This is a genomic window from Mycobacterium sp. Soil_C_30, from assembly GCF_057656995.1.
This window is the reverse complement of record NZ_JBDGJH010000004.1, coordinates 37,519-55,881: the sequence shown is the minus strand read 5'-3', so window position 1 is coordinate 55,881 and position 18,363 is coordinate 37,519. Positions and strand designations below refer to the sequence as shown.

Here is an 18,363-nt window from a genome sequence, read left to right as displayed (position 1 = left end):
CGCGCTGGTAACCGCTCAGCGGTTACCAGCGCGCCCAAATCGCACGGTTTAGCCCAGCACTTCGGAGATCGCCGCGCCCGCGGCGATCTTCGCCCTGGCCTTCATGACTTTGCCCGGCACGCCGCCGCCGACCACACCGACGAGCGCGCCCTCGCGCTCGTAATACGCCAGGAACTTGCGGCCGTCGTCTTCGACCAGGTGCACGACGTCGTCGGCCTCCGGCTCACCGAGGCACTGGATCTTCACGTCGTACTGATCGCTCCAGAAGTACGGCACCACAACGGCTTCCGGCGGCTGATTGCCGAGCAGTGACGGCACCAGCACGCGGGCCTGCTCGGCGACGTTGCTCCAGTGCTCCACGCGCGCTTGATGTCCTTGGGCGTCCTGCCAGGACGCCACGTCGCCGAGGGCCCAGATGTGCGGCACCGTGGTGCGGCCGACGTTGTCGCAGATGATCCCGTTGTCCACCGCGACGCCGCTGCCTTCGAGCCAGTCGGTCGCCGGCCGGGAACCGATGCCCACCACCACCAGATCGGCGTCGACCTCGGTGCCGTCGGACAGCACCACCTTCTCGACATGCGACTGCCCGACGATCTCGGCCACCCCGACGCCGGTGCGTACGTCGACACCTTCTCCGCGGTGCAGCCGCGACACCAGATCTCCGATCTGGGTGCCCAGCACCGACGCCAGTGGGGCGGGCTGCGGCTCGACCATCACCACGTCGACGCCCAGACCGCGCAGGCTCGCGGCCACCTCACAGCCGATGAAACCGGCACCGATGACGACGGCGCGGTGCGCCTCGCCGGCATGCTTGCGCAGCGCCAGGCTCTCGTCGAAGGTGCGCAGCACCCGCACGCCCTCCAGGTCCGGGAAGGACGGGATACGCCGGGGCACCAGGCCGGTGGCGATGATCAGGTCGTCGTACTGCAGCACCGCATCATTGGCCAGCCGCACCGTCTTGGCGTCGTTGTCGATCGATACCGCTGCCGATCCCAGCAGCAGCGTGATGTCATTCTCGTCGTAGAACTCCAGCGGCTTGAGCGTCACATCGTCGACCTGAGCGCGCAGCACTTCCTTCGACAGCGGCGGCCGGTCGTACGGCAGATGCACCTCGTCGCTGACGATGGTGACCGGGCCGGTGTACTCCGCGCGGCGCAGCTGTTCAGCGACCCGCGTCGCGGCCAGCCCACCACCCACAATGACAATTCCCACAAAAAGTGTTTACACGATGGTGGCGCGCCGCGGCGGACCACCCTCTGTGCGGGTGCTCAACAGCCGGAGTCCGAGGCTGGTGAGGGACGAGCCAGGTGAAGGAGCTCCGGCTACGAAAGCAACAGCCGGAGTCCAAGGCTGGTGAGGGAGCCCGGCTGGGTTACGCCGGCGGCGACCGGTCGATCAGGTTCGACAACACCACGATGCTCTCGCTGCGTTCGATGTCGCCGCTGGACCGGATCTGCTCCAACGTCGACTCCAGATGGCGCATATCCCGCGCCAAGACGTGCAGGATCGCATCGGAGGTACCGGTCACCGTGGCCGCGGACACCACCTCGGGCATGTTGACCCAGGCGGCCCGCAGCTGATCCGGCGAGATGGTGCCGTGGCAGTAGACCTGGACGTAGGCCTCGGTGGTCCAGCCCAGTGCCTGCCGGTCGATCACGGTGGTGAAACCGCGGATGACGCCGTTGTCCAGCAGGCGGTCGACGCGCCGTTTGACCGCAGGCGCAGACAGATTGACCTTCTCCCCGATCTCGGCGAACGTCGCGCGCGCGTGCTCGGCCAACTCGGCGACTATCAGCTCGTCGGTCTCATCCAGCCGATTCATCGAGCTCACCTCATCGCGACGCAACAAAACACCGAATACTTCGAATCTGCGCAACGGATCATACCTCAACACGCAATGAGTGGAGATTGATTGCGTCAGGCGCTGAAAATATCCTTCTGACCATGACGATCTCCGACATCGCCACCGCTGCCGCTGCGCAGCGAACCGCCTCTCTGCGCCACTACGCCATGACGGCACCCACCCACTTCACGGTCGAATACGCCATCAACCCGTGGATGGACACCTCCACCCCCGTCGATCCCGCGCTGGCACTGGCCCAGTGGGAGGACCTACGGCAGACCTACCTGAGCCTGGGTCACGCGGTCGACCTGGTGTCCCCCGAACCGGGCCTACCGGACATGGTGTACGCCGCCAACGGCGGTCTGGTCATCGGTGACACCGCGATCGTCGCCCGCTTCAAGCATCCCGAACGCGCCGGCGAAGCCGATGCGTACGCGGCGTGGATGGCCGCAGCCGGTTACACCCCCCGCTTCACCACACACCTCAACGAGGGCCAGGGCGATCTCCTGGTCGTCGGCTCGATGATCCTGGCGGGCACGGGTTTCCGCACCGACGAGGCCGCCCACGCCGAGGTCGCCGAGCTCACCGCGATGCCGGTGGTCACGCTGCACCTCACCGATCCGCGCTTCTACCATCTCGACACCGCGCTGGCGGTGCTGGACGACACCACCATTGCCTACTACCCGCCGGCCTTCACCGACGAATCCCGCGCCACCCTGGAACGCCTGTTCCCCGGCGCCATCGAGGTGGCCTCAGCCGACGCCTACGTCCTCGGACTCAACGTGGTGTCCGACGGACGACACGTCGTGCTGCCGGCGGCTGCTCACGGCTTCGCCCAGCAGTTGGCGTCGCACGGATTCGAGCCGATCGGCGTCGACCTCTCCGAACTGCTCAAGGGCGGTGGGTCGGTGAAATGCTGCACGCTGGAGGTGTACCGTGACCGCCGTTGAGATGCCGAGCGCGCTTCTGCTGGAAGACCGCTACGCCGCTCACAATTACTCGCCGCTACCCGTGGTCGCCGCCAGTGCCGAAGGCGCGTGGATCACCGATATCGACGGCCGCCGCTACCTGGACTGCCTGGCGGCGTACTCGGCGGTGAATTTCGGGCATCGCCACCCCGCGATCATCGCGGCGGCACACGCACAACTGGATGCCGTCACCTTGGTGAGCCGCGCATTCCACTCCGACCGGCTCGGCCCGTTCTGCGCCGCCCTGGCGCAGTTGTGCGGCAAAGACATGGTGCTGCCGATGAACAGCGGCGCCGAAGCCGTCGAAAGCGGTATCAAGGTGGCCCGCAAGTGGGGTACCGACGTCAAGGGCGTTCCCGCGGGACTGGCCAATATCGTGGTGGCGGAGAACAACTTTCACGGCCGCACCATCAGTATTGTCAGTTTCTCCTCCGACGACTCGGCGCGCAACGGCTTCGCCCCGTTCACCCCGGGCTTCCGCACCGTGCCCTTCGGTGATGCGCATGCGGTCGAAAATGCCATCGACGAGAACACCGTCGCTGTCCTGCTGGAGCCGATCCAGGGTGAGGCGGGCGTCATCGTGCCGCCCGCCGATTACCTGCCGCGGGTGCGTGAGATCTGCAGCAGGCGCGGTGTTCTGATGATCGCCGACGAGATCCAGTCCGGGTTGGCACGCACCGGACGGACATTCGCGTGCGACCACTGGGGTGTCGTGCCCGATGTGTACCTGCTCGGCAAGGCGTTGGGCGGTGGCGTCATGCCGCTGTCGGCGGTGGTCGCCGACGCCGACATCCTCGGTGTGCTGCACCCCGGTGAGCACGGATCGACCTTCGGCGGCAATCCCCTGGCGGCCGCGATCGGCAGCGCCGTCGTGGACCTGCTTTCCACCGGCGAATTCCAAACCAGAGCAACCGTTTCGGGGCGGAAGTTACAGGCCAGGCTGCGGGGCCTGCTCGGCCACGGTGTCACCGAAGTGCGTGGACTGGGGATGTGGGCCGGTGTGGACATCGACCCGGCGCTGGGCACCGGCAAGCACATCAGCCTGCTGCTCGCCGAGCGCGGTGTGCTGGTCAAGGACACCCACGGCTCGACGTTGCGCTTCGCCCCGCCGCTGGTGATCACCGACGACGAAATCGATTGGATGGTGGACCAGTTCGCGTCAGTACTTCATGACGCCGCGGTCGACGGCGATCTGCGAACCTGAGATCGCCATCGACTCGTCGGAGGCCAGCCAGGCCACCACGTTGGACACTTCCTCGGGCGACATGAACTCCTGCAGGCCCTTCTTGCCCGCGTGATTCACCGGGTGCAGCGGCATCGGCGCGAAGCTGTGCAGGAAACTGGGGTGCTGGGAGAACACCTCCATCATGGCGTCACGTTCCACCATCGGGGTGTCGATGGAGTACGGGTGGATGGAGTTGACCCGGATGCCGAACTCCCCCACCTCGAGCGCCAGCGCGTTGGTGATGGCGACGACGCCGTGTTTGGACGCGGAGTAGTGACCGTTGCCGGGGGTGGCTTTCAGGCCGGCCGACGAGCTGACCATGATGATCGACCCGCCGTTGCCGGCCTCGATCATCGCCGGCACCGCGGCTCGCACCGTGCGCCAGGCACCGGACAGGTTGGTCTGGATCACGCTGTCCCACTGCTCTTCTGACATCTCGAACAGCCGGCCCCAGCTCAGGATTCCGGCATTGACCACCAGCACGTCGAGGCGGCCGAACTGTTCGATACCGTCGGCCACCACCTGCTGCTGGGCAGCCAGGTCGCGAACGTCGACCTCACGGGCCAGCACCTTGCGGCCCGTCGCTTCGACCTGGCGCACCGTCTCGGCGAGATCCTCCGAGGTGGCCGGCGGGTAGGTGATGGAGTCGGTCACCGGGCCGCAGATGTCGATCGCGATGATGTCGGCGCCGTCGCCGGCCAACCGGACGGCATGCGCGCGGCCCTGGCCACGCGCGGCTCCCGTCACGAGAGCAACCCGACCTTCCAACGATCCGCCGGCCATCTGTCCCGTCCTCTCCCTCGAGCGCGAGCGCGCGTGTCTGTACAGCGACACGCGGCCTTCCGCGTACAACGATGCGCGCTCGCGTCAGGCTAGCAGTAGAACTGGAACGTGTTCTAGTAAACCGGACGGTCAGGCCACGGGTGCGGGCGCGGGCGCAGGCACGGGCGCCACCACTGGAGCGGGGGCCATCTGCGCGAGCTCGTAGAGCGGCGACACCCAGTTGTAGCTGCCCTTGGCGTAGCTGGTGTGGACGGCGACCGCCTGCGCGCTCACCTCGTCCTCATCGGCGTCGGGGTCATAGTCACACACGGCGTCGCCGTAATCGCAGACGCTGATGGTGCGGCTACCGATCACAGGCGACAACGGGGCCGGCGCATGCGCCAGGATCGGCCAGTCCTGCGCCACTCCCAGACGCTCGCCGGGGACCCCCGACGCGGTACCCAGATTCAATGTGGGGTCTTCGGGCCGGCGATCGCCGTCGGCGATCAGCAGAGCGGTGGACAGATTGGGGCTGGCCTCGAGTGCCTGCAGATTGCGGTGCACCACCATGGCGCCCTGCGAGTACCCGGCCAGCACCACCTTCGTCGACGGGCACTGCCGGACGAAATTGGCGTACTGGTTGGCCAGCGCACCGGTGCCCTGGTCGACACTGCCGATGAAACCGGCCCAGTCCAGGATGCCGCCGTCCAGCGGCACCTCGGTGGCGGGATAGATCACGGCCTCGGCCGTCACGGTCTCACCGTTGCGGGCGGCTTGCTGCTGGAAGGCCAGGTACGACTGGTACATCACCTTGCCCATGCCACCGTTCAAAGACGCCTCCGGGCCCCGCTCACCGGAGCCGGCAGCGCCGATCCAGTGCAGGTCGGGGCACATCGGCTCGGCCGCCGCCGTGCCCGTCCCGCTGACCAACGCAGCTGCACCGACGGCAACGGCACAGGCCGCCGCAGCGAAATGACGAGAAACCAAGACCCTTGCACCCTTCACGCGAACGTTGCCTGGTACATCGCGCGGGGCCGGCCGGGAGTTACAGCTCGGCGATGATCTGCTGTCGTTTGGCGGTGTATTCGGCCTCGGTGATGGCACCGGTGGCGCGCAGCGTCTCGAGTTCCTGCAGCCGGGCGGCCGTCGACGGCGCAGGAGCCACCGGCATGAACGACGGCACGGTCTCCGGCTGCGGTGGGGCCGGGGTGGCTGCGGCGCGGCGCACCACGTTCATCACCTGCTGGCGCAGCGCCGGATTGGATCGGATGTCGATGACCCCCGACAACGGCACATTGTTGGTCTTGAGGATCCGCATGATCGCCATCAACGGCTCGACCTGACCGGAGAGGTCGTAAGTCCGGTTGTCCTCGTCGAGGGTGAACTGGGCCGGCGCCATGCCGTTGATCAAAGCGCTTCTGTTCCAGTCGATTTCGAACGAATGCGTGGACGGGTCGACGATCGCGACGAGCTTGCGCGCCATGATCATCGGGGTCCGTTCCATCGACGCCAGCACCCGGTCCTGGGCGGTGAACGGAGCGATGCCCTCCCCGGAGATGCGCAGGTCGAGGGTCACCAGCGGCTGGTCGTTGACCCGGGCGCCGCTTTCCTGGATCCCGGTCACCTCGGCCACCGCCAGCACGCCCTGGTGCTCGAGATATTGCGACCTGGCGGCCGCTCGGGCGCCGTAGCCGGCCATCGCCAACGCGATCAGCACGTCGACGGCCGTCACCACCAGCCCGGCCCAGAACATCCACTTGAGCAACGGATCCCGTCCGGTGCCGAAGAACACCGCCAGGAAGATCGGCCCGACCAGGCCGCCGCACAGCAACACCCACAGTTGAGCTTTCACGTAACGCCACACCATGCGCCGGCTCCTCGGTCCTGAACAGCGAATGTCAGACTAACGCCCCCGGTGGCGTCCGGCCCCCAATACGAAAGCGGCGCCCACCCTTTCGGGTGAGCGCCGCTGTCGAGCGTCAGAAGCTAGATCACTGGAGGATCGAAATCACTTCAGGATCTTGGTGACGCGGCCGGCGCCGACGGTACGGCCACCCTCGCGGATCGCGAAGCGCAGGCCTTCGTCCATGGCCACCGGCTGGATCAGCTTGACGGAGATGTCGGTGTTGTCACCGGGCATCACCATCTCGGTGCCCTCGGGGAGGGTCACCACGCCGGTCACGTCCGTGGTACGGAAGTAGAACTGCGGGCGGTAGTTGTTGAAGAACGGCGTGTGGCGGCCGCCCTCGTCCTTGGACAGGATGTAGACGCTGCCCTCGAAGTCGGTGTGCGGGGTGGTGGTGCCGGGCTTGACCACAACCTGGCCACGCTCGACGTCCTCACGCTTCACACCGCGGACCAGCAGACCAACGTTGTCGCCGGCCTGGCCCTGGTCGAGCAGCTTGCGGAACATCTCGACACCGGTGACCGTGGTCTTGGTGGTGCCGGGACGGATGCCGACGATCTCGACTTCCTCGTTCACATTGATCACGCCACGCTCGACACGACCGGTGACGACGGTGCCACGACCGGTGATCGTGAAGACGTCCTCGACGGGCATCAGGAACGGCTTGTCGGTCTCGCGAACCGGGTCCGGGATGGACTCGTCGACGGCCTCCATGAGTTCCTCGACGGACTTGACCCACTTCTCGTCGCCCTCGAGAGCCTTGAGCGCCGACACCTTGATGACGGGGGCTTCCTCGTCGAAGTCCTGGGCGGCCAGCAGTTCGCGGACCTCCATCTCGACGAGCTCGATGAGCTCCTCGTCGTCGACCATATCGGCCTTGTTCAGGGCAACCAGGATGTAGGGCACGCCGACCTGGCGGGCGAGCAGCACGTGCTCGCGAGTCTGCGGCATGGGGCCATCGGTGGCGGCGACCACCAGGATTGCGCCGTCCATCTGGGCGGCACCGGTGATCATGTTCTTGATGTAGTCAGCGTGACCGGGGGCGTCGACGTGTGCGTAGTGACGCTTGTCGGTCTGGTACTCCACGTGGGAGATGTTGATGGTGATACCACGCTGACGCTCTTCGGGCGCATTGTCGATCTGGTCGAATGCGCGCGACTCGTTCAAATCGGGGTACTTGTCGTGCAGAACCTTGGTGATTGCTGCAGTCAGCGTGGTCTTGCCGTGGTCAACGTGACCGATGGTCCCGATGTTGACGTGCGGCTTCGTCCGCTCGAACTTCGCCTTCGCCACTTCTGTGTCCTCCTGGACTTGTTGGTGCTTCGGTTAAAGCAGTGTTGACAATTCAGTTGTGTGGTCCGAAGGGACCGGAAACTTATTCTCCGGTCGCCTTCGCGCTGCTGAGCGCTCGGCTCCGTGCTCGCTCGCTGGCGCTCACTCGCCCGTCGCCTTCGCGATGATCTCCTTCGACACGTTCGCCGGAACTTCAGCGTACGAGTCGAACACCATGGAGTAGTTCGCCCGGCCCTGGGTCTTCGACCGGAGGTCGCCGACGTAGCCGAACATCTCCGACAGCGGAACCTGCGCCTTGACGACACGGGCACCACTGCGCTCCTCCATGGCCTGGATCTGACCACGGCGGGAGTTCAGGTCGCCGATCACGTCACCCATGTAGTCCTCAGGGGTGGTGACTTCGACGGCCATGATCGGTTCCAGGATGGCCGGCTGGGCCTGTCCGGCAGCCTTCTTCAGCACCTGGGAACCGGCGATCTTGAAGGCCATTTCCGACGAGTCGACGTCGTGGTAGGCGCCGTCGAGCAGCGTGACCTTCACATTCACCAGCGGGTAGCCGGCCAGCACGCCGTACTGCATGGCGTCCTGGGCGCCGGCGTCCACCGACGGGATGTACTCGCGGGGGATGCGTCCACCGGTGACCTTGTTCTCGAACTCGTAGGTCGCACCGTCCTCGCCGACGAACGGCTCGAGGTTGATGATGACCTTCGCGAACTGGCCGGAGCCACCGGTCTGCTTCTTGTGGGTGAACTCGACGTTGTTGACGGCCCGGCGGATGGTCTCGCGGTAGGCCACCTGCGGCTTGCCGACGTTCGCCTCGACCTTGAACTCGCGACGCATGCGGTCCACCAGGATGTCCAGGTGAAGCTCGCCCATGCCGCCGATGACGGTCTGGCCGGTCTCCTGGTCCAGGTGCACCTTGAAGGTCGGGTCCTCTTCCGCCAGCTTCTGGATGGCGGTGCCCAGCTTCTCCTGGTCGCTCTTGGTCTTGGGCTCGATGGCCACCTCGATCACGGGATCGGGGAAGGTCATCGACTCGAGCACGATCTGCTGGTTCGGATCGCTGAGGGTGTCACCGGTGGTGGTGTCCTTCAGGCCGATGACCGCGTAGATGTGGCCGGCGGAAGCGGTCTCGACCGGGTTCTCCTTGTTGGAGTGCATCTGGAACAGCTTGCCCAGCCGCTCCTTCTTGCCCTTGGTCGAGTTGATCACCTGCGAGCCGGAATCGACCTTGCCGGAGTAGACGCGGACGTAGGTCAGCTTGCCGAAGAACGGGTGCGTGGCCACCTTGAACGCCAAGCCGGAGAAGGGCTCGTCGGCCGACGGCTTACGAGAGATGATCTCGTCTTCCTTGCCCGGGACGTGGCCTTCGGCGGCCGCGACGTCCAGCGGGGTCGGCAGGTAGTCGATGACCGCGTCGAGCATGGGCTGCACGCCCTTGTTCTTGAACGCGCTACCGCACAGCACCGGGTAGGCCGTGCTGCTGACGGTCAGCTTGCGCAGGCCTGACTTGATCTCCTCGATCGTCAGCTCTTCGCCGCCCAGGTACTTCTCCATGAGTTCGTCGTCGGCCTCGGCGACGGCCTCGATCATGGCGGTGCGGTATTCCTCGGCCTTTTCCTGCAGGTCGGCCGGGATGTCGACGACGTCGTACTTCTCGCCGAGCTTGGTCTCGCCGCGCCACACCTTGGCCTTCATCTCGACCAGGTCGACGACGCCTTCGAAGTCACCTTCGGAGCCGATCGGAAGCTGGATCGGGATGACGTTGGCGCCGAGGCGGTCCTTCATGGTCTGCACCGAGAAGTAGAAGTCGGCGCCCAGCTTGTCCATCTTGTTGACGAAGCAGATGCGGGGCACGTCGTACTTGTCGGCCTGCCGCCAGACCTGCTCGGACTGCGGCTCCACGCCTTCCTTGCCGTCGAACACGGCGACGGCGCCATCGAGCACGCGCAGGCTGCGCTCCACCTCGACGGTGAAGTCGACGTGGCCGGGGGTGTCGATGATGTTGATCTGGTTGTTGTTCCAGAAGCAGGTGGTGGCAGCCGAGGTGATGGTGATACCCCGCTCCTGCTCCTGCTCCATCCAGTCCATCGTGGCGGCACCGTCGTGCACCTCACCGATCTTGTAGCTGATACCGGTGTAGAAGAGGATGCGTTCGGTGGTCGTCGTCTTGCCGGCATCGATGTGCGCCATGATGCCGATGTTGCGGACCTTGGTGAGGTCGGTGAGCACGTCCTGTGCCACGGCTAGATTCCCAACTTTCGCTTGCTAAAGGTGTATTCGGTGCGCCCGGCGGTCAGCACGCCCCGCCGGCGTGACATCACCAGCGGTAGTGCGCGAAGGCCCGGTTCGCCTCGGCCATCTTGTGGGTGTCTTCCCGTCGCTTGACGGCAGCACCCAGGCCATTGCTGGCATCGAGGATCTCGTTGGCCAGACGCTCGACCATGGTCTTTTCGCGGCGGGCCTTGGAGAAGCTGACCAGCCAGCGCAGCGCCAGGGTGACCGAACGATCGGGACGAACCTCGACGGGCACCTGGTAGGTGGCGCCACCGACGCGACGGCTGCGGACCTCGAGGGCCGGCTTCACGTTGTCGAGGGCGCGCTTGAGGGTGACGACCGGATCGGTGCCGGTCTTGTCGCGGGCCTGTTCGAGCGCACCATAAACAATGCGTTCAGCCAGCGATTTCTTCCCGTCCAGCAGGACTTTGTTGACCAGCTGGGTGACCAGCTGGGATCCGTAGACCGGATCGTTGACCAACGGGCGCTTCGGCGCGGGACCCTTGCGCGGCATCAGCTCTTCTCCTTCTTCGCGCCGTAACGGCTGCGGGCCTGCTTGCGGTTCTTGACACCCTGGGTGTCCAGCGAGCCGCGGATGATCTTGTAACGCACACCGGGGAGGTCCTTCACACGACCGCCGCGCACCAGCACCATCGAGTGCTCCTGCAGGTTGTGGCCTTCACCCGGGATGTAGGCGGTGACCTCAACCGCGCTGGTCAGCCGCACGCGCGCCACCTTGCGAAGCGCCGAGTTCGGCTTCTTCGGGGTGGTCGTGTACACGCGGGTGCACACGCCGCGGCGCTGCGGGCTGCCCTTGAGGGCCGCGGTCTTGACCTTGGCGATCTTGTCGCGGCGACCCTTGCGGACCAGCTGCTGAATGGTTGGCATTTACCGGCTTCCTATGTAGTGCTGTGTTGCTCTTCGTTTGTTGCTGACGTGTTCTTCAGCGTCTCTTTAAGTCTCTGTACTGCGGTTTCGTCCAGCCTCGTTACCCCGCGGCCGGGCGTGTCGCACGCGCTCAGCACAAGTGACGATCTTGCGATCACCCGATGCCTGTAGACATGCGAATTGGCCCGGCGTGCGCGCACACCTACCGTCGAAGCGGCCGCATGCGCCCATCTGGGCCAGGCACGAGCTACCACGATACCAGGGGCGGCCATACCGACAAAACCGCCGGAAGCAGGCGCGCAGGGCCTTACCGGCTCAGCCTACCGGGCGTTTTTCCCTACTCGCGACGTTCCAGGCCGGTGGTCAGCCGCAGCACCATGTCGGAGAACACCGCGTCCTGGTCGATGTCGTCCATCACGCCCGTCATCTCCAGGAGCACGAACCCGTGCAGCGCCGACCAGAACTCCAGGGCGGCGTAGTAGGCGTCCTCCCCTTCCAGGCCGTAGGACATCAGCACGTTGATCACCGGCCCGGCGGCTTCTTTGGTGGCCGCCGAGTACTCCGGGTCGTCCCCCCCGAACGGCATCCGGGTGAACGCCGAGTACCGCCCCGGGTGGTGGTGGGCGTAACTGCGGTAGGCGCCGGCCATCACCAGCACCGCGTCCTCACGCACCCGCCCCTCGCCGACGGTGTTGAGCATGCCGATGATGTCGCCGATCACCCGCATCCGGACCGTGCGCCGCAGGTCTTCGAGGCTGTCGACGTGGTTGTAGAGCGACGGGCCCTTGGTGCCGAGGTGGTTGGCCAGCGCGTTGATGGTCAGCGCGTCCCAACCCTCGCGGTCCAGGAAATTCAACGCCGCGTTGACGATGATCTCCCGGCTGAGTTTGGCGGGCCGGGCACCTGCGCGCGGCCGCACACCCGTCGATGACGGGTCAGGCCGTGATGCCATGAGAATGCCCCTCGAATGTTCTAGAACCGAATTCGGCTCGCCGAAGAACTCTAGTTGACGCGGTCCTGCGACAACTGCGCCAGCTCTTCGGTGATTCCGCACAGATCGGGCAGGCTGGCCGGGTTGAGCGTCTGGATCGACCAGGCGATCACGTCGTCACCCTTGTCGATGTAGATGCTGCACGCGTTGACGTCCTCGGCTTTGAAGCCCTGGTTGCCCGACATCTCGAGTTCGGTGATGGTGCGGCCTGCCTCCTGCTCGAGCTGGCGCTCGACGTCCAGGTCGCTGCCGCGGTACCACCAGGTGGAGATGCCCATGCCTGCGCCGACAGACCCCAGCATGGTCTGTTCCTGCCAGAAGCAGCCGGTCTCGCTGTCGAGCACCTTCTGGAAGATCGCCGTCCCGGCGGCCTCCTCCACTTCGTCGTCGGTGACGCTATTGCACTCGCCGCTGCGGAAACCCCCCGGTGGCGGTTCCGCCGACGTCGGGGCGGGTTCCGACGGGGAGCCACACGCCGTGAGGGCAGCGGCCAACAACACGAGTACCGAACGAGCCTTGAACATCTCTGACTACATCTCCGACGACAGGGTGGCGGCCAGCAGCTTCTCGGCGTCCGCGCACGGATCACCATCCTGCTCGTTGCGGTACTGCACCCACCAGCTGAGAACGCCGGGGTTGGCTGAGGTGGTCGCCGAGCACGCGACACCGATGGTCGACGTGCGGGCGAAGAAGGCCGGATACCGCTGGACCACCTTGTCGGTGATCTCCGCGCCGCGTTCTTCGGCCACGGACCGTTCGCGCTCGATGGTGCCGGTGTCGAACCAGGAGAAGGTGGCGTCGATGGTCGTGTCACCGCGGCTCAGGACGTACTGACACACCGCGCCGCTGTACGGGCGGACCACCTCATCGGCTTCGACGGTCTCCTGCACGGTCGTGTCGGCCAGCCTGCCGCAGCTGTTGTCGATGTACCCGAAGTTGCGGCCGGACTCCTCCGGCTGCGTCTCGGCCAACTGCGCGGTGCCCTCGACGGTATGCGAACACCCGGTCACCGCTAGCCCAGCGGCGACTGCCATCAACAAAACGTGCCTTTTCACCGCCCATCACCGTACTGATCCGCCTGGCTCGCGGCGAGCCAACTCGACATGGTGATTCGAATACCCTCAGCACCGCCTGCGATACACGTAGGCTCAGGACTCACAGATGAGCGCTCCGAGTGAGAGGGTCACAGTGAATCGGACGTCTGGGATCAGCGCCCTGCTCGGCTGTGCCGTGCTGTCGGCCGGCCTGCTTGCCGGTGCGCCGGCGGCGGGAGCCAAGAACGGCGACACCCACATCACCGGTGTCGGCGTCACCCAGACCGTGGACTGCAACGACTCGCTGCTGTTGATCAACGGCTCCAACAACATGATCACCGCGCTGGGCAACTGCTGGGCCATCACCATGCAGGGGTCCTACAACACCGTGGTGGCCGACAACGTCGTCAACGACATCACCGTGTACGGATTCGAACAGACGGCCTACTTCAAGAACGGCGCGCCGGCCATCATCGACCGTGGCCGCGAACTGGGGATGACCAACCGCATCGCCCGCGTTCCCGCCTGATTCCGGAGGATCGAGAACTCATGCTCAGCCGTCGTTGGCTCGTCCTGTTCGCCGCCGCCGCTGCTGCCGGTGTGGTGGGATGCGGTTCGGAGAGCTCGGACACCACCAGCCCCACCGTGACCGCCGGGACATCCGGCGCGCAGGTGGAGGTGGGCAACACCATCAACTACGGGTCGTTCGGCACCACCGCCGAGATCGACTGCGCCGACGGCAAATCCCTCAATGTGGGTGGCTCCAACAACACCTTGACCGTCACGGGTGTCTGCGCGTCGGTGAACGTCGGCGGTGCCGACAACCGGATCACGTTCGACACCATCGACAAGGAGCTCTCCGTCGTCGGTATCAACAACACCGTCACCTACGTCGCCGGTGACCCCAAGGTGGACAACCTCGGCTCCGGCAACAAGATCGAGAAGGGCTGACCCTTCCCGCTGCCCCCCACCAGCGCGACCGCGCGTGTTTGTACGCTGTGGTCCGGCGTGTCTCGTACCAACTCGTGCGCTCAGCCCTAGTCAGGCCTTCTGGCCGTGCCGCCCCGCACCGTCGGCGAAACGTCGTGCGCCCGAGAGTGATTCGTGTTTGACGCGCGCCATGCTGCCGAACTCGACGTCCATGGCCTCTTCCTCGGAGACACCCCATTGATGCAGGGCCGAGAGCCGGTCGGCGCGGAGACACTGTTGCGGTAACGCCGCGAGCTCAGCCGCCAGTTCCTCGGCCTTCTCCCGCGCCTGCCCGTTCGGTACCACGCGGTTGACCAGCCCGATCTGCAACGCCTCGGCGGCGTCGACGGCCCGGCCGGTGAGGATCAAGTCCATGGCCCGGCTGTGGCCGATCAGCCGCGGTAACCGCACGGTGCCGCCGTCGATCAACGGAACCCCCCACCGCCGGCAGAACACCCCGAACACCGCGTCCTCCTCGGCGACCCGCAGATCGCACCACAACGCCAGCTCCAGCCCACCGGCGACGGCGTAACCGCTGACCGCCGCGATCACCGGTTTGGCCAGCCTCATCCGGGTCGGGCCCATCGGGCCGGGGCCGCTGCGATGCACCTTGTTGGCGTCCGGGGTTCCGAACGCTTTGAGATCGGCTCCGGCGCAGAAGGTTCCGTTGTCGCCCCACAGCACCGCCACCGAGGCGGTGTCATCACGGTCGAACTCGTCGAACGCCTCGTATAGCTCCGCGGCCGCAGGTCCGTTGACCGCGTTGCGGGCCTGGGGCCGGTTCATGATCACCGTGGTCACCGGCCCACTGCGTTCGACTCGTACTCCGCCACTCATGTCGCCTCCACGCGATCTCGGCGGCCGATCAGTTCGGCCGCGAAGTCGGAATACGCCGACCGTACGTCGTCGCCTGGCCACCCCGGCGGCAGCAACTCCCCCGGCAGCAGCGGGTCGGTCAACAGGTGCCGCACCATGCCCGCAGCGGCAACGAACCGGCCCGGCACCCCGTCGGCGGTGGCCATCTCGTCGAGCAGGCGATGACCCGTCGCACTCCACGTCGGCAGGTCCCACAACTGCCCGGCCAGCTCCACCGGCGCGTCGTCACGACAGCGCAAGATCCGCACCCGGTCGGTGACATCGGCGGGCAGTTCGAGGCCCAGGTTGTCCGGCCGCAACCACACACCTTCACGAAGCTCACCGAACCTGTTCTCCTGCAGTAGCTTCCGCAGCAATGACCGGGTTCGGGCGTCGATCCCCACCGTGGTGATCACCAGTGTCACCCAACCGCCGTTCCACTCCTGCACCCGCGGCGTCAACGCGTCGTCCTGACGGCGTTGTCGCACCAGCAGGCGGTCGGAGAGGCGGTACCCGTCGGCAGAGCGGACCAGGTCCCCGGCGGAGACCATCCGGGTGAGTGCAACCCGCAGGGCATTGTCGTTGATGCCGAAGTCGGCCGTCAGCCGGATCAGTTCGGCGGCGGTGGCCCAGGCGGGGTGCGCGCCCAGCAATACCGACAACACCACCGATCTGGCGGTCAGCGGTTTCATACGTCCGAGGTTCGACGTCCGTGGTCACCGCGCGGTTCGTCGCGGCGGCGCACCGCCTCGCGGAAACCGTGTTCGCGGGCTTCGGCCACGAACGCATGCCCTTCCGGGGTATGCCGGGCCACGCCGTCGAAGATCGTGCTCACCATCTGACTGGTGGCGACACCCTGTTGCAGCAGAGCCGAATTCAGCGCCAGCTTCGCCATGATGAGCTGGTTCACCGGCATCGAGGCGATACGCTGCACCAGCCGTTCGGTGCGCTCGTCGAGATCCTCGGGTTCGGGCGCCTCGACGGCCAGGCCCCACTCGGCGGCCTGCTTTCCGCTGATGCAATCGCCGGTGAACAGCAACCGCTTGGCCCGCTGGTCACCGAGACGGTGGGCCCACAGCCCGGCCGCGGGCACTCCCCACACCCGCATCGGCGGGTACCCGATCTTCGCGTCGGCGGCGGTGATGATCTGGTCGGCATGCAGCGCGATGTCGGTGCCGCCGGCCACGCAGTAGCCGTGGATCTTGACCACCGTGGGCTTGTCGGCGCGCATCAGGCTGGAGAAGCCGCGCACGAAGCGGCTCATCATCTGGTAATCGATCATCGGATCCCAGGGCTGATCCGGAAGATGGTTGATGGCTTGGGTTTTCCCGGACAACACCGTGTCGCGGTAGGGGCTGCCGCCACCGGCCGACGACGAACCTTCGGCATAGGCGGACAGGTCGAACCCGGCGCAGAACCCTTCTCCCCTACCCGAGATCAGGATGACGTGGACGTTCGGGTCGAGGTCGGCGCGCTCGACCAGCGCCGAAAGTTCCAGTGGGGTGTCGGCGACAATCGCGTTGCCCTTTTCCGGCCGGTTGAACGTGATGCGGGCAACCCGGTCGGTGACCTCGTAGGTCATGGTCTTGAGGTCGTCGAAGTCGACGGGCCTGATGGCGTGCGTCACCGCGCCACCCCCACCTCTGCCGAGCGCGCGTGTCTGTACACAACACACCGGGCGATTCCGGTCATTTGCGCGCGCTCGTCGATGGAACTCATCCCTTGACCAGCGCCCGCTCGATGATCGGCGCCAGGTCCAGGCCCGTCGGCAGGGTGCCGTACGCGCCGCCCCACCGTCCTTCCATCCGGGTGGCCAGGAACGCCTCGGCCACCGCCGGATGACCGTGTCGCACCAGCAGCGAGCCCTGCAGCGCCAGGCCGATGTCCTCGGCGATCTGGCGGGCGCGGTACTGGATGTTGTCCAGATCGCTCAGCTGCGCCTTCAATCCGGCGACGTGGGCATCCAACCGGGGCTCGGCGGTCTGCGAAAGTTCGTCGAACAGCACCTCGACGCACTCCGGCCGAGTTGCCTTGGCGCGCAACGTGTCCAGTGCGCTGACGTTGCCCGATCCTTCCCAGATGCCCATCAGCGGCGCCTCACGGTAGAGCCGCGGCATGCCGGATTCCTCGGCGTAGCCGTTGCCGCCCAGGCATTCCATCGCCTCGGCCGCATGACCGGTGGCGCGCTTGCACACCCAGTACTTACTGGCCGCCAACCCGATGCGCCGCAGCATCGCCTCGCGCTGATCGCCGCGCACCGCCTTGTCGGTGGCGCCGGCCATCCGCATGGCCACCATGGTGGCGGCCTCGGACTCCACCGCCAGGTCGGCCAGCACGTTACGCATCAGCGGCTGGTCGATCAGATACTCCCCGAACGCCTTTCGGTGCTGGGCATGGTGGATGGCGCGGGTCAGCCCGGTACGCATGCTGGTGGCGCTGCCCAGCGTGCAGTCCAGGCGGGTCAGGTTCACCATCTCGATGATGGTCGGGACGCCGCGACCTTCCTCGCCCACCAACCACGCTGTGGCGCTGTCGTATTCAACCTCGCTGGAGGCGTTGGCGTGGTTGCCCAGCTTGTCTTTGAGCCGCTGCAGGAACATCCGGTTGCGAGTGCCGTCCGGCAGTACTCGGGGCAGGAAGAAACAGCTGAGCCCGCCGGGCGCCTGCGCGAGCACCAGGAAGATATCGCTCATCGGTGCCGAGGTGAACCACTTGTGCCCGGTCAGCCGGTAGGTTCCGTCCCCATTGGGGGTGGCCTGGGTGGTGCCTGCGCGGACGTCGGAGCCGCCCTGCTTCTCGGTCATCGACATCCCCGCGGTTATACCGGCTTTGGCGGACGGCACTTTCAGTTCGGGGTCGTAGACGCGGCTGGTCAGCAGCGGTTCGTAGATCGCCGCCAGGTCAGGATTGGCACGCAGCGCGGGCACCACCGCGTACGTCATCGAAATGGGACATATATGTCCCGGCTCGGGTGTCCACACCGAGTTCTTCGCGGCCCGGACCACATGCGAACCCGCCCGGTCGTCAGCCCAGGGCGCGGCGTGCAGACCGTGGCCCACGGCGACGGTCATCAGCTCGTGATAGGCGGGGTCGTACTCGACCTCGTCGACGCGGTGGCCGTAGCGGTCATGGGTGTGCAAGATCGGCACGTTGCGGTCGGCCAACTCGCCCCACCGTTGCGCCTGCCGGGTACCCGACAGCGCGCCGAGCTCGGTCACTTCATCGAGGCCCCACTCGCCGCCCTCGCGGATCAGCGCCTCGATCAGCACCGGGGAGGTCGCGGGGTTGTGGTTCTCCAGGGGTGGCACCTGGTTGGTGACGACATGCGTGTCGGACATGATCGCCATATTAC

20 protein-coding genes are annotated in these 18,363 nt (G+C 66.2%); 4 read left to right on the top strand and 16 right to left on the bottom strand.

Annotation, left to right across the window (positions count from 1 at the left end; translation table 11 throughout):
• Positions 1 to 48: 48 nt before the first annotated feature.
• Both AC3A6P_RS08445 and AC3A6P_RS08440 read right to left on the bottom strand, forming a co-directional pair.
• Positions 49 to 1,212: an NAD(P)/FAD-dependent oxidoreductase gene (locus AC3A6P_RS08445; RefSeq protein ID WP_487690711.1), complete on the bottom strand. Its 1,164-nt coding sequence runs from the start codon at positions 1,210 to 1,212 to the stop codon at positions 49 to 51.
• Between the two features lie 160 nt (positions 1,213 to 1,372).
• A complete protein-coding gene (locus tag AC3A6P_RS08440) occupies positions 1,373 to 1,822 on the bottom strand; it encodes an Rv2324 family transcriptional regulator (protein ID WP_487690709.1) in 450 nt (149 codons plus the stop codon).
• Positions 1,823 to 1,944: 122 nt separating this feature from the next.
• On the opposite strand from AC3A6P_RS08440, the gene ddaH reads away from it, so the two are divergent.
• Together ddaH and rocD are read left to right on the top strand one after the other, a co-directional pair.
• Positions 1,945 to 2,793, top strand: a complete 849-nt coding sequence (gene ddaH / locus AC3A6P_RS08435) for a dimethylargininase (RefSeq protein ID WP_487690707.1) — start codon at positions 1,945 to 1,947, stop codon at positions 2,791 to 2,793.
• Between the two features lies 1 nt (position 2,794).
• Positions 2,795 to 4,015, top strand: a complete 1,221-nt coding sequence (gene rocD, locus AC3A6P_RS08430; protein ID WP_487691438.1) for an ornithine--oxo-acid transaminase — start codon at positions 2,795 to 2,797, stop codon at positions 4,013 to 4,015.
• Here rocD and AC3A6P_RS08425 read toward each other — a convergent pair.
• The 10 genes from AC3A6P_RS08425 to AC3A6P_RS08380 form a co-directional block, all read right to left on the bottom strand.
• Entirely contained in the window at positions 3,971 to 4,819 is an 849-nt protein-coding gene (locus AC3A6P_RS08425) for a mycofactocin-coupled SDR family oxidoreductase (protein ID WP_487690705.1), read from the bottom strand. The two genes, rocD and AC3A6P_RS08425, sit on opposite strands and share 45 nt — an antisense overlap.
• 129 nt (positions 4,820 to 4,948) lie before the next feature.
• A complete protein-coding gene (locus AC3A6P_RS08420) occupies positions 4,949 to 5,785 on the bottom strand; it encodes a cutinase family protein (RefSeq protein ID WP_487690703.1) in 837 nt (278 codons plus the stop codon).
• Positions 5,786 to 5,843: 58 nt separating this feature from the next.
• A complete protein-coding gene (locus AC3A6P_RS08415; RefSeq protein ID WP_487690701.1) occupies positions 5,844 to 6,665 on the bottom strand; it encodes an SHOCT domain-containing protein in 822 nt (273 codons plus the stop codon).
• A 141-nt stretch (positions 6,666 to 6,806) separates the two neighbouring features.
• A complete protein-coding gene (gene tuf / locus AC3A6P_RS08410) occupies positions 6,807 to 7,997 on the bottom strand; it encodes an elongation factor Tu (RefSeq protein ID WP_487690699.1) in 1,191 nt (396 codons plus the stop codon).
• Positions 7,998 to 8,138: 141 nt separating this feature from the next.
• A complete protein-coding gene (gene fusA / locus AC3A6P_RS08405; RefSeq protein ID WP_487690697.1) occupies positions 8,139 to 10,241 on the bottom strand; it encodes an elongation factor G in 2,103 nt (700 codons plus the stop codon).
• 76 nt (positions 10,242 to 10,317) lie between these two features.
• Positions 10,318 to 10,788, bottom strand: coding sequence for a 30S ribosomal protein S7 (rpsG, locus tag AC3A6P_RS08400; protein ID WP_011558402.1), 471 nt, complete (start codon positions 10,786 to 10,788; stop codon positions 10,318 to 10,320).
• Positions 10,788 to 11,162, bottom strand: coding sequence for a 30S ribosomal protein S12 (gene rpsL / locus AC3A6P_RS08395; RefSeq protein ID WP_068915583.1), 375 nt, complete (start codon positions 11,160 to 11,162; stop codon positions 10,788 to 10,790). Before rpsL ends, rpsG begins: the two co-directional genes overlap by 1 nt.
• A 337-nt stretch (positions 11,163 to 11,499) precedes the next feature.
• Complete coding sequence (locus AC3A6P_RS08390; protein WP_487690694.1) at positions 11,500 to 12,114, bottom strand: TetR/AcrR family transcriptional regulator; 615 nt, start codon at positions 12,112 to 12,114, stop codon at positions 11,500 to 11,502.
• A gap of 50 nt (positions 12,115 to 12,164) precedes the next feature.
• Positions 12,165 to 12,677 carry a DUF3558 domain-containing protein gene (locus AC3A6P_RS08385; protein WP_487690692.1) on the bottom strand — a complete coding sequence of 171 codons (513 nt, stop codon included), beginning with the start codon at positions 12,675 to 12,677 and terminating at the stop codon, positions 12,165 to 12,167.
• 6 nt (positions 12,678 to 12,683) lie between these two features.
• Positions 12,684 to 13,187 (bottom strand): DUF3558 domain-containing protein, encoded by a 504-nt coding sequence (locus AC3A6P_RS08380; RefSeq protein WP_487690690.1) that lies wholly within the window; start codon positions 13,185 to 13,187, stop codon positions 12,684 to 12,686.
• A 172-nt stretch (positions 13,188 to 13,359) separates the two neighbouring features.
• On the opposite strand from AC3A6P_RS08380, the gene AC3A6P_RS08375 reads away from it, so the two are divergent.
• Both AC3A6P_RS08375 and AC3A6P_RS08370 read left to right on the top strand, forming a co-directional pair.
• On the top strand, positions 13,360 to 13,716 hold the full coding sequence (locus tag AC3A6P_RS08375) for a DUF3060 domain-containing protein (protein ID WP_487691437.1): 357 nt from the start codon (positions 13,360 to 13,362) through the stop codon (positions 13,714 to 13,716).
• 20 nt (positions 13,717 to 13,736) lie between these two features.
• Positions 13,737 to 14,138 (top strand): DUF3060 domain-containing protein, encoded by a 402-nt coding sequence (locus AC3A6P_RS08370; protein WP_487690688.1) that lies wholly within the window; start codon positions 13,737 to 13,739, stop codon positions 14,136 to 14,138.
• 90 nt (positions 14,139 to 14,228) lie between these two features.
• Here the strand turns inward: AC3A6P_RS08370 and AC3A6P_RS08365 are convergent, their stop codons facing one another.
• The 4 genes from AC3A6P_RS08365 to AC3A6P_RS08350 all read right to left on the bottom strand — a co-directional run bounded on the left by AC3A6P_RS08365 (position 14,229) and on the right by AC3A6P_RS08350 (position 18,349).
• Positions 14,229 to 14,993, bottom strand: coding sequence for a crotonase/enoyl-CoA hydratase family protein (locus AC3A6P_RS08365; RefSeq protein WP_487690686.1), 765 nt, complete (start codon positions 14,991 to 14,993; stop codon positions 14,229 to 14,231).
• Entirely contained in the window at positions 14,990 to 15,703 is a 714-nt protein-coding gene (locus AC3A6P_RS08360) for a PaaX family transcriptional regulator C-terminal domain-containing protein (protein ID WP_487690685.1), read from the bottom strand. The genes AC3A6P_RS08365 and AC3A6P_RS08360 overlap by 4 nt, the downstream gene beginning before the upstream one ends.
• Positions 15,700 to 16,638, bottom strand: a complete 939-nt coding sequence (locus tag AC3A6P_RS08355; protein WP_487690684.1) for a crotonase/enoyl-CoA hydratase family protein — start codon at positions 16,636 to 16,638, stop codon at positions 15,700 to 15,702. The genes AC3A6P_RS08360 and AC3A6P_RS08355 overlap by 4 nt, the downstream gene beginning before the upstream one ends.
• Positions 16,639 to 16,726: 88 nt before the next feature.
• Entirely contained in the window at positions 16,727 to 18,349 is a 1,623-nt protein-coding gene (locus AC3A6P_RS08350) for an acyl-CoA dehydrogenase family protein (protein ID WP_487690682.1), read from the bottom strand.
• Between the last annotated feature and the right edge of the window lie 14 nt (positions 18,350 to 18,363).

Coding starts and splice junctions, on each gene's coding strand:
- AC3A6P_RS08365 (WP_487690686.1), bottom strand. CDS start 14,993: ATGAGTGGCGGAGTACGAGTCGAACGCAGTGGGCCGGTGACCACGGTG.
- AC3A6P_RS08350 (WP_487690682.1), bottom strand. CDS start 18,349: ATGTCCGACACGCATGTCGTCACCAACCAGGTGCCACCCCTGGAGAAC.
- AC3A6P_RS08440 (WP_487690709.1), bottom strand. CDS start 1,822: ATGAATCGGCTGGATGAGACCGACGAGCTGATAGTCGCCGAGTTGGCC.
- AC3A6P_RS08415 (WP_487690701.1), bottom strand. CDS start 6,665: ATGGTGTGGCGTTACGTGAAAGCTCAACTGTGGGTGTTGCTGTGCGGC.
- ddaH (WP_487690707.1), top strand. CDS start 1,945: ATGACGATCTCCGACATCGCCACCGCTGCCGCTGCGCAGCGAACCGCC.
- AC3A6P_RS08380 (WP_487690690.1), bottom strand. CDS start 13,187: ATGGCAGTCGCCGCTGGGCTAGCGGTGACCGGGTGTTCGCATACCGTC.
- rocD (WP_487691438.1), top strand. CDS start 2,795: ATGCCGAGCGCGCTTCTGCTGGAAGACCGCTACGCCGCTCACAATTAC.
- AC3A6P_RS08425 (WP_487690705.1), bottom strand. CDS start 4,819: ATGGCCGGCGGATCGTTGGAAGGTCGGGTTGCTCTCGTGACGGGAGCC.
- AC3A6P_RS08385 (WP_487690692.1), bottom strand. CDS start 12,677: ATGTTCAAGGCTCGTTCGGTACTCGTGTTGTTGGCCGCTGCCCTCACG.
- rpsG (WP_011558402.1), bottom strand. CDS start 10,788: ATGCCGCGCAAGGGTCCCGCGCCGAAGCGCCCGTTGGTCAACGATCCG.
- AC3A6P_RS08370 (WP_487690688.1), top strand. CDS start 13,737: ATGCTCAGCCGTCGTTGGCTCGTCCTGTTCGCCGCCGCCGCTGCTGCC.
- AC3A6P_RS08390 (WP_487690694.1), bottom strand. CDS start 12,114: ATGGCATCACGGCCTGACCCGTCATCGACGGGTGTGCGGCCGCGCGCA.
- AC3A6P_RS08360 (WP_487690685.1), bottom strand. CDS start 15,703: ATGAAACCGCTGACCGCCAGATCGGTGGTGTTGTCGGTATTGCTGGGC.
- rpsL (WP_068915583.1), bottom strand. CDS start 11,162: ATGCCAACCATTCAGCAGCTGGTCCGCAAGGGTCGCCGCGACAAGATC.